Genomic DNA, 8,081 nt, shown 5'->3' on the forward strand with positions numbered 1-8,081 from the left:
GCCCCCGCAAAATCGAATAGATTTTGTGGGGTGAGGCCAGGGCGGGCTGCCCTGCACCCGTCTGCGCCTCAGGGCTGCGCTCTGCGGCGGGGCAGAAAAGAAGCTGCATTTCTGCCTTTTCCGCCTTGCGCCTACGGCGACTCTTGCCCTTCGGCTTGAGCAGGGGCTCTGCCCCTCCCACCCCGGCCGGTCCTGTGTCGGGGCTCGCGGTTCTATTGCAGGGGACTTCGAACCTCACCCCACAAAATCTGCGATTTTGCGGGGACCCCGAGAGTGCCTTCACTTCGTTCAGGGCGCCGAAGTGACGTTTTGCTTGAACGGGACATGCGGAGACAAACGCGCGCCCGTCAAAAAAGAGCCGGCCCGAAGGCTGGTCTCTCGTCAAGGATCCTAATAGGTCTTGTCGGTATCCTTGGAGCGGAATTCCAGATATCTGGTCTGCTCCAGCTCTCCGCTGATGGTCTCGTTGTATCTGGCGGGCCATTCGTTGTTCCAGCCATACACAAAGGCCCACTTGGGCTGGCCGCCCGAAGGGGAAAGGCTGTTGTCCTTGGCCATGATCTTGCTGATGGGCATCACGGTGGCATGTCCGTCGGCGAAGACGCAGGTCACCTTGTCCTGAGGAGCCCACAGGTCGGCCTGTCCGCCCTCGGTAACGTAATCCATGTTATGCCAGGGAGCGACCTCGTTCAGCATCACGTAATCGGCAGGATACTTGACCGTGTTGATGCTGATCTCGCTGTTGCCCAGATACCAGTTGTTGTAGGGGATGGAATATCTGGGTCTGTAGTCCAGATAGCGCTTCACCGCGTTGCAGTCGGCGTTCTTGTCGGCCTGACCGTCGGAAGGGCAGACAAAGAGAGCGCCGTTCTTCACGTAGGGCATCATGATGCCTCTGTAGGACCGGTTCTGTATGTATTCTCTGTGCAGGGCGCTGCCCGGCCAGGGGTTGGCCCAGGGGCCGTACCAGGCTCTGGGGTCGATGCCCGCGCCGGCGGCTTCCACGTAGTTGGAGGCCGGAATCATGTTGTCCCAGTCTGCCAGATACAGCTGAAGGGCGGTGCCCAGCTGCTTGGCGTTGCTGATGCACTGGGTCTGGCGCGCCTTTTCTCTGGCCTGCGCAAACACAGGGAAGAGGATGGCCGCAAGTATAGCGATGATCGCTATGACTACCAATAACTCGATGAGTGTAAAGCCTTTTTTCATGAACTTCTCCTTTGAAAGAATTTGGATTACAATTCCATTATACGCTATAGAAAAAAAAAAAAAAAAAAAACGATTTTACAAAAAAATACCGATAAATTTTTCAAGTATTTTGCGGGCTCTAAAACCGCCGCCGCCCGAACCGGGAAAGCGCTCCCGCGCTCCTTTCGTCAGGAGAGCGATCTCCCTTGTCCCGTTGGGCCGGTCCGTGATCCAGGCTCGCGGTTCTATTGCGGGGGACTTCTTACCGGTGAGGGCACGAGTGGCCCTCACCGCCGAAGTGACGTTGAAAGTGAACGGGACAAACGCGCGCCCCGATTCACGTCATCTCGGCGACAGCGCCACACCCCGCGTCATCTCGGCGGCCGATCCAAACGTCATCTCGGCGGTTTTCCCCTCAGGAAAACCGGTAAGAGATCCCCTTCACACTGTCGGAAAGGCCCGGGAACGGCGGTCTGCCTGCCGCCGGGGGTAAGTATATTTTGTCCCGTCGGGCCGGTCCGTGGCCCGGGCTCGCGGTTCTATTGCGGGGGACTTCGAACCTCACCCCACAAAATCTGCGATTTTGCGGGGACCCCGAGAGTGCCTTCACTTCGTTCAGGGCGCCGAGATGACGTCTGTTGTTGAACGGGACAATAGCGTTTCCGCAGCCCCGCGATACGGCCCCCCCCAACGGCCTTTGGCCGTCGGTCCCCCCACAGATCTCCAACGCCTTCGACTGCGTCTCAGGCGCTGGGATGACGGCGGATAGAGGCTTTCCCCCGATCGGGCGGCATGGTTTCCTCCCTGCAAAATCGCAGATCTTGCGGGGTGACAAAACCGGCGGATTTGTGTATAATGGTCCCGGGGCCGGGCCTTCTCCGTAAGCCAAAACTGCGGCCCCGGGATACTGCATGAAAAAAACCGCTTTGCTCATTCTGATACTGCTCACGGCAGCCTGGGCTGCCGCCGGGCAGGACAAGGGCCCGTTGTCCGCCGTCTATCTGGGAGTGGCAGACTACGGGGCTCCCGCCACGGTGAAGGCCAACCTGCGCCTGTTCCGCTACCGTTTTCTCATAGACGGCGCGGAGGTCCTGCTCCGCATCGACCCGGGCGAAGGGCTGCCCGGCGGCGGGTATGCCTACCCCATCCAGAACCTGCTGAAGGAGGGATATCCCTATCTCATCGGCCTCCGGGAGGACACGGTGGTCTCTGCCGAACCGCTCCCAGTGAAGGACGTCCCCCTGCCGCCCCGGCGGGGCATTCCCGGCCGGCGCACCCTGGGCAATTTTCTCCGGACCGCCTCGGACCCGGTGGGGACTGCCCTCTACGTTTACGGCGGCGGCTGGGACTGGCAGGACGAGGGGGCCTCGGTCCAGGCCCGGACCATAGGGGTCTCTCCGGACTGGGTGCGGTTTTTCAACGGCAGGGACGAATACTACACCTACAAGGAGAAGGACGGGGACAAAAAGAAGGCGGACCCCCGGACCAGCTATTACCCCTACGGAGGCTACAACGCATACTATTACGCCGGTCTGGACTGCTCGGGCTACCTGGGGTGGACCCTCTACAACGTCTTTGAGACCGACAGCGGCAAGGCGGGCCGGGTGGGCAGCGCCACGGGCTTTGCCAAAAGGCTGGCGGAGTCGGGCCTGGGCTCCCTGACCCGGAGCGTAAAGGAGTCGGGCAAGGGCAGATATATCCTGAAGCCCGGAGACGTGGTGAGCATCAGCGGCCACGTGTGGATCAGCCTGGGGGTCTGCGCCGACAACAGCGTGGTGATACTCCACAGCTCCCCCGGCAAAAGCCGCAAAGGACAGCCGGGCGGCGGCGTGCAGATCAGCGCCATAGGCGCGTCCCGGAGCTGCGAGGCCTGCCGGCTGGCAGACAAATACATGGCCCGGCAGCATCCCGAGTGGTACAGGCGCTATCCGGTCATGCTGGTCAGTCCCTCCTCCTACCTTGCCTTCAAGGGCGCCGACACCGGCCGCTTCACCTGGGACCTGTCCGGCAGGCCCGGCGGGCTCACCGACCCGGACGGGGTGGCCCGGATGACCCCGGCGGAGGCGCTGGAGTTCATCTACCGGGGCCGGTGACCTCCTTCACCCAAAACAGACACAGCGGCAGGCGTCTTGCCTGCCGCTGTCCTTGTCTCTCCGCCGGCCGGGCCTAACGGAATTCCGGCTCGGAAAACACGGCCCAGTCAAAATAGTTGTCCTTCATGCTGTCGGCGAAGATCTCCAGATACACGGTCTTGCCCTGCCAGCCGGTCAGATCGGCCTCCAGCTCCCGCCAGCCGGCCTGCTTGATGACGGTCAGGCTCTTTTGGATCTCGCCGTTGACGGCTATGGCAAAGAGCACGCCCTCGGATTTGTCCGCCGCCTCGTCCCGGACGGCGCACTTCACCCTGAAGCTCTTCACGCTGCCGGGCACCCGGCCTATGCGGGCAAAGATGTTGCGGCCTACCCTGGGGGGATGGCTGTCCAGCAGATAGGTCTCCCCGCCCGCCACCTCGAAGCGGCTGTCGGTAAGGTTTCTCCTTTCGGTGACTATCTCCAGCCCCTCGGGAGTGGTCTGATACTGATACCACCAGTCCACGGGCCCGGGCTCAAAGTCGGTGGGCTCCCAGCTCGTGACGAAGCCCTCGGGAACGGTGGTATGGACCTTGACGCCGCCGTCGGTCCGGGTCAGGGAGCCCTTGGCGCCCGCAGCGGCAAAGGTGTAGCCTTTGTCTTCCTTTATCTCAAAATCAAAGCCGTCCAACTTCTCGCATACGGCCGGCTCCTGCAGGCAGGTAAAGTCGTAGGAGGTGTCCCGGGCGGGGCCGGGATCCACGCTTATTTCCAGGTCGATCTTCTTGCCCCTGAAGGGGGTCAGGTCCAGGACCAGGGGCTCGCCCTTCACGGTGAACACAGAGAGAGAGGTCTCCAGGACCTTGTCTCCGCAGGAGGCTTTTACGTAATACCGGGCTCCGTCGGACTTCTGTTCCCCTTCCTCGTTCCTCATGCCCGCCAGGGCCTCGAAACGGCAGGGGTAGGAGGGGAGAGACAGGTTTTTCCAGAGCGCCACGGCCCGGCCCTTTCCCTCGGAGGAGGTGCTGCTCTTCATTTTGAAGGGCGGGTGTATATACAGCCGGTCCTTGCTCCACTCCACCTTGGCGTTCTCTTCCGTGGAGCAGGAGGGGGACCGGAAGAGGACCGTCTCTCCGCCGTCCATCCTGTGGCCCGTATACACGTCCTTGTACCTGAGCAGGTCCATCCTGCGGGTCCCGGCGCGGAACAGGACCAGGTTGTCCTTTTCAAAAAGCTCTACGGCAGTTTTGTCGGAAACGGCGCTTTCCGCGGGGGCTTCCTCTCCCAGGAGATATTTTTTGTCGGGGTCCAGGGCGAAATACTCTCCCGACTTATAGCCGGCCGCCTCATAGAGGACCCTGCCGGTCCTGAAGCGTTCCACTCCCGTCACCTTGCCGGTGAGCAGAGTTTTGCCGTCCCAAAGCCCCCGGAGGCCCTTTTCCTCCCTGACCTCCAGCCTTTCCCCGCTGCGGGCGTCATAGACCATGACGGTGTTTTTGCCCCAGGCGGCAGGGTCAAGGCACATGCGGGGAGCATATTTTTGCCATATGCGGCCCAGGTTCACTATGTAGTCGTACATAAAGGCGTACCGGTCCCGCTCCTCCTTTTTGTGTATGGGCAGGGTGGGTATCACGGCGTAGCGGTCATAGACGTACATCCAGTCCTTCATGAGCTCCGTCTGCTCCACCCGGGGGATGCCCAGATAGCCGACGGGCCGGGTGTAGGGGCTGAACACCGCGCTCGATACGGGCGACGCCAGAGCGGACATAAAGGGATTCACGCTCATGCCGAAATAATCGGCCCCCAGCAGGTGCCTCTGGGCAAAGGACTCGTAGCGGCAGGTGATCTCGTCCAGGCCCTCCCCGGCCAGAGCCACGTCCGGCAGAGCCTCCCGCAGGAGCCGGTGCTCCTCCAGATTGCCCTGCATCATGTTCATGCCGTCTATGAGGCCGTTGGCGTCGTTGTACATCACCAGGGTCTGGTCAGTGAAGAGGGCGTCCAGCTGCAGCTCCTCCACAGCCTTTTTCGCCCTTGAGACAAAGAGCTCCCGCCAGGCCTTTGATGCGGGGTCTATGTAGGCTATCTCCGCCCCCGGCACTTCCACGGTCATGGTGTTTTTGCCGTAGGGGTCCCTCAGGTGGTATTTGGCAAACTCCGGATAGAGGGGGTGGAAGGGCGACAGCCCGAAATAGTTGGTGTGCACCATGACCCGGAAGCCCAGGCTCTTGGCCTTTTTGATCCTCTCCGTTGCAGCGGGGGAGGGCTCGTAGTCCGGATACATATTGTCGTAGGGATGGGCGCGCCATATGGGGAAATAGACCAGGGTCCTGGCCGGGTCCACCAGCTCTGCCAGCTCCTCCAGCAGGGAGGTGTCCGTGTCCGAAGAGTAGTCGTTCACCACGAAATCAATGTCTTCGGTCCACTTGGGCTTGGTCTTGTTCAGCTCAGACAGGCCAAACTTTTTGTCCGCCCACTCTCTGTACAGGTTGGCGCCTGCCAGCCAGTCCCCCTTGTAGCGGACCACCCGCCAGGGACAGGAGTCCAGGGAGGTGTTGCCGTCAAAGGGAGCCTGGGTGTTGGTCTCAAAGTTCAGGGCGAAGACTCCGTCCTTGTGGGAAAGCTGCAGGGTCTTCCAGTACTGCATATCGTCGTCGGCGTGTATGAGCCAGCCCTCGCCCTGCTTCTGTATCAGCACGAACTGGGCCTCCCAGTCCACGGGATAGCTGAACTGCCACTCCCCCTCTATGGAATCGGCGTCGTAGCAGGCGCCGCTGTATTGGGGCACGAAGATGCGGACCCCCTTGTCCTTCACGGCCACGCCCCAGCCGGCTCCCGCCAGGTCCCGGGGAACCCGGGCCCTGACGCTCACGGCGCTTTCGTCCCGGGACAGCTCCGTGAGGGTAAACTCAGCGGTGGCGCTGCCCGCCCGGCAGGACAGGCCGTCGCCCTCGTAGGGGACCAGGGACCGGTCCCCCAGCCTGATGCCGGTCTTCACGCCGGCGGCGTTGGGAGCCCCCGTCAGGAGGGCCCGGCCGGCCTTCAGGCTGCCCACGGGCCCGGCCCAGACAGCCGCCGACAACAGAAGCGCTGCCATTACAGTCAGAATATATCTCATTGTCCTTTTTCCTCGTCTCCGGCATCTATCCGGCATATTCGTTCACAGTGTCCACCATGGCCCGCAGGTTCTCTTCGGGAATGTCGTAGAAGAGATAGTCGCTGGCCGCCACTATATGCTTTCTGCCCCGGGAGGCTTCGATGATCTCTATGGTCTTTTCCCTCACCTCGGCGGGTCCCTTGGTCAGCATCACGTCCAGCCCCAGATTGCCCCGGGTGCAGATGCGGGGGTCTATCTTGGTCAGGGCGTCCGCCAGGCTCTCCACGTTGCCCACGGGCCTGGGGCTCAGGGTCTCAAACAGGTCCATGCCCATCTCGTTGTAAAAGCCCATGGTGAGAAAAGGCTCTATGGGAGAGCATATATGCGAATAGACCAGCAGGCCCTCCCTGTGGGCGTCGGCGGTGGTGACCTGCGAATAGGGCACCAGGAACTCCCTGTAAAAGCGGGGAGAGATCATCTCGCTGCCGGGCCCGCCCAAAAAGACAAAGTCCGCGCCTCCCGCCTTCACGGCCCTGAAGGCCTTTCTGTTGATCTCCAGCACCCGGTCCATGATCCTTCTGCAGCGCTCTTCGTGGTCCATCACCAGCATCACAGTGGTCACCGTGTCGGCAAAGCACAGCATCTCATAGGGCTGCACAGGCCACTGTATATCCAGAGCGCCCCTGTCGCCTATCTGCTCCCGCAGGCTCCCCACAAAGTCGGTGACCGGCCCGAAGTCCGAGTCCAGCACCTTGTCCATATAGTATTCCTGCACGTCCAGGTCCGCCTCCGAAGTCACGGGGCACTTGGTGCGGAAGGAGCCCTTCACCGGCTCCTCCGTCACGCTCTGGGTCAGGACCCCCGCCCGGGTCTCCATCCGGTAGTCCCAGGTGCGGCGGCTGTCGGAGGACGAGCTGGCGGCGAGCTGCCAGGCCAGCTCCGGGTCCAGCATGCCAAAATCTATGCCAAAGTTGTAGAGAGGCACTATGTCATACCTGTCCAGGGTGTCCGTCAGGTCCTGCAGGGTGGTCTCTCCTATCCATCTCTTGCCGGCGATCTTGGTGTCATAGCCGGCGCCGGCGCCGATCTGGGGCGAGCAGAACTGCCTGCCCCCATGCTTGACGTAGTCTATGAATCTTTGTCTCTGAGTCATCACTCGGTTCCTCTTATCTCTTTTATTCTCGGGGCCAGTCTGCAGCCGGCCCTTTTTGTCAGGGTAAGTCTGTAGGCGGTGACGCCCCGGGCGTCCACGGAGCCTCCCAGGGTGACGGCGGAATAGGGCTCCGTTTTCTGTTCCAGGAGCGTCCGCCAGCCCTCCGGGGTCCTGCCCTGCAGGGTCAGGGACTCCGCCTGCCTCTCGCCGGTGTCGTCCGCCTGCAGCAGGACCTCTATCCGCCCGGGGGCGGGGCCGCCCGCGGGGGCCCACTCCAGATAGTATTCCTCCGCCCCCGTGTCCGCAAACAGTATGCCGCCCTTCTCCGCCGCGCCGAAACGGCCCTCAAAGGCGTCCCGGACGTCGCAGCCGGCAAAGAGGGGCGAATGCCCCTCCACCCGTATCCTGTCGTGGAAAAACAGGTTGTCCGAGGGCAGGGGCGTATAGACCCCGCCCTTCCGGCAAAAGTCCTTCACCAGGGCCATAAAGGTGTATATGTCCGTCTGGACAAACTCCCCCTTCCCCGACAGGAGCTCCATGAACTCCTTTTGCTCCGACGGGGTCCACAGTATATGCCGCA

At 61.9% G+C, this 8,081-nt stretch carries 5 protein-coding genes; 1 reads left to right on the forward strand and 4 read right to left on the reverse strand.

The annotated features are described in order from the left end of the window. Nucleotides 1-390: 390 nt before the first annotated feature. Entirely contained in the window at nucleotides 391-1,206 is an 816-nt protein-coding gene (locus IK083_02880; protein MBR4748501.1) for a DUF1559 domain-containing protein, read from the reverse strand. Between the two features lie 890 nt (nucleotides 1,207-2,096). Between IK083_02880 and IK083_02885 the strand changes: the two genes are divergently transcribed. Continuing rightward, nucleotides 2,097-3,278 carry a hypothetical protein gene (locus tag IK083_02885; protein ID MBR4748502.1) on the forward strand — a complete coding sequence of 394 codons (1,182 nt, stop codon included), beginning with the start codon at nucleotides 2,097-2,099 and terminating at the stop codon, nucleotides 3,276-3,278. Between the two features lie 73 nt (nucleotides 3,279-3,351). Here IK083_02885 and IK083_02890 read toward each other — a convergent pair whose 3' ends face one another. From IK083_02890 to IK083_02900, 3 genes are all read right to left on the reverse strand, one after another. Continuing rightward, on the reverse strand, nucleotides 3,352-6,369 hold the full coding sequence (locus tag IK083_02890) for a hypothetical protein (GenBank protein MBR4748503.1): 3,018 nt from the start codon (nucleotides 6,367-6,369) through the stop codon (nucleotides 3,352-3,354). A 25-nt stretch (nucleotides 6,370-6,394) separates the two neighbouring features. Then, entirely contained in the window at nucleotides 6,395-7,501 is a 1,107-nt protein-coding gene (locus IK083_02895) for a hypothetical protein (GenBank protein MBR4748504.1), read from the reverse strand. Continuing rightward, a partial coding sequence (locus IK083_02900; GenBank protein MBR4748505.1) for a hypothetical protein occupies nucleotides 7,501-8,081 on the reverse strand: 581 nt, incomplete at its 5' end. The genes IK083_02900 and IK083_02895, both read right to left, overlap by 1 nt.

This window comes from Abditibacteriota bacterium (genome assembly GCA_017552965.1).
Classification (GTDB): Bacteria; Armatimonadota; UBA5829; order UBA5829; family UBA5829; genus RGIG7931.

Bases quoted from the DNA above. Each gene is read 5' to 3' on its own strand.
- IK083_02880 (MBR4748501.1), bottom strand. From the start codon at position 1,206: ATGAAAAAAGGCTTTACACTCATCGAGTTATTGGTAGTCATAGCGATC.
- IK083_02885 (MBR4748502.1), top strand. From the start codon at position 2,097: ATGAAAAAAACCGCTTTGCTCATTCTGATACTGCTCACGGCAGCCTGG.
- IK083_02890 (MBR4748503.1), bottom strand. From the start codon at position 6,369: ATGAGATATATTCTGACTGTAATGGCAGCGCTTCTGTTGTCGGCGGCT.
- IK083_02895 (MBR4748504.1), bottom strand. From the start codon at position 7,501: ATGACTCAGAGACAAAGATTCATAGACTACGTCAAGCATGGGGGCAGG.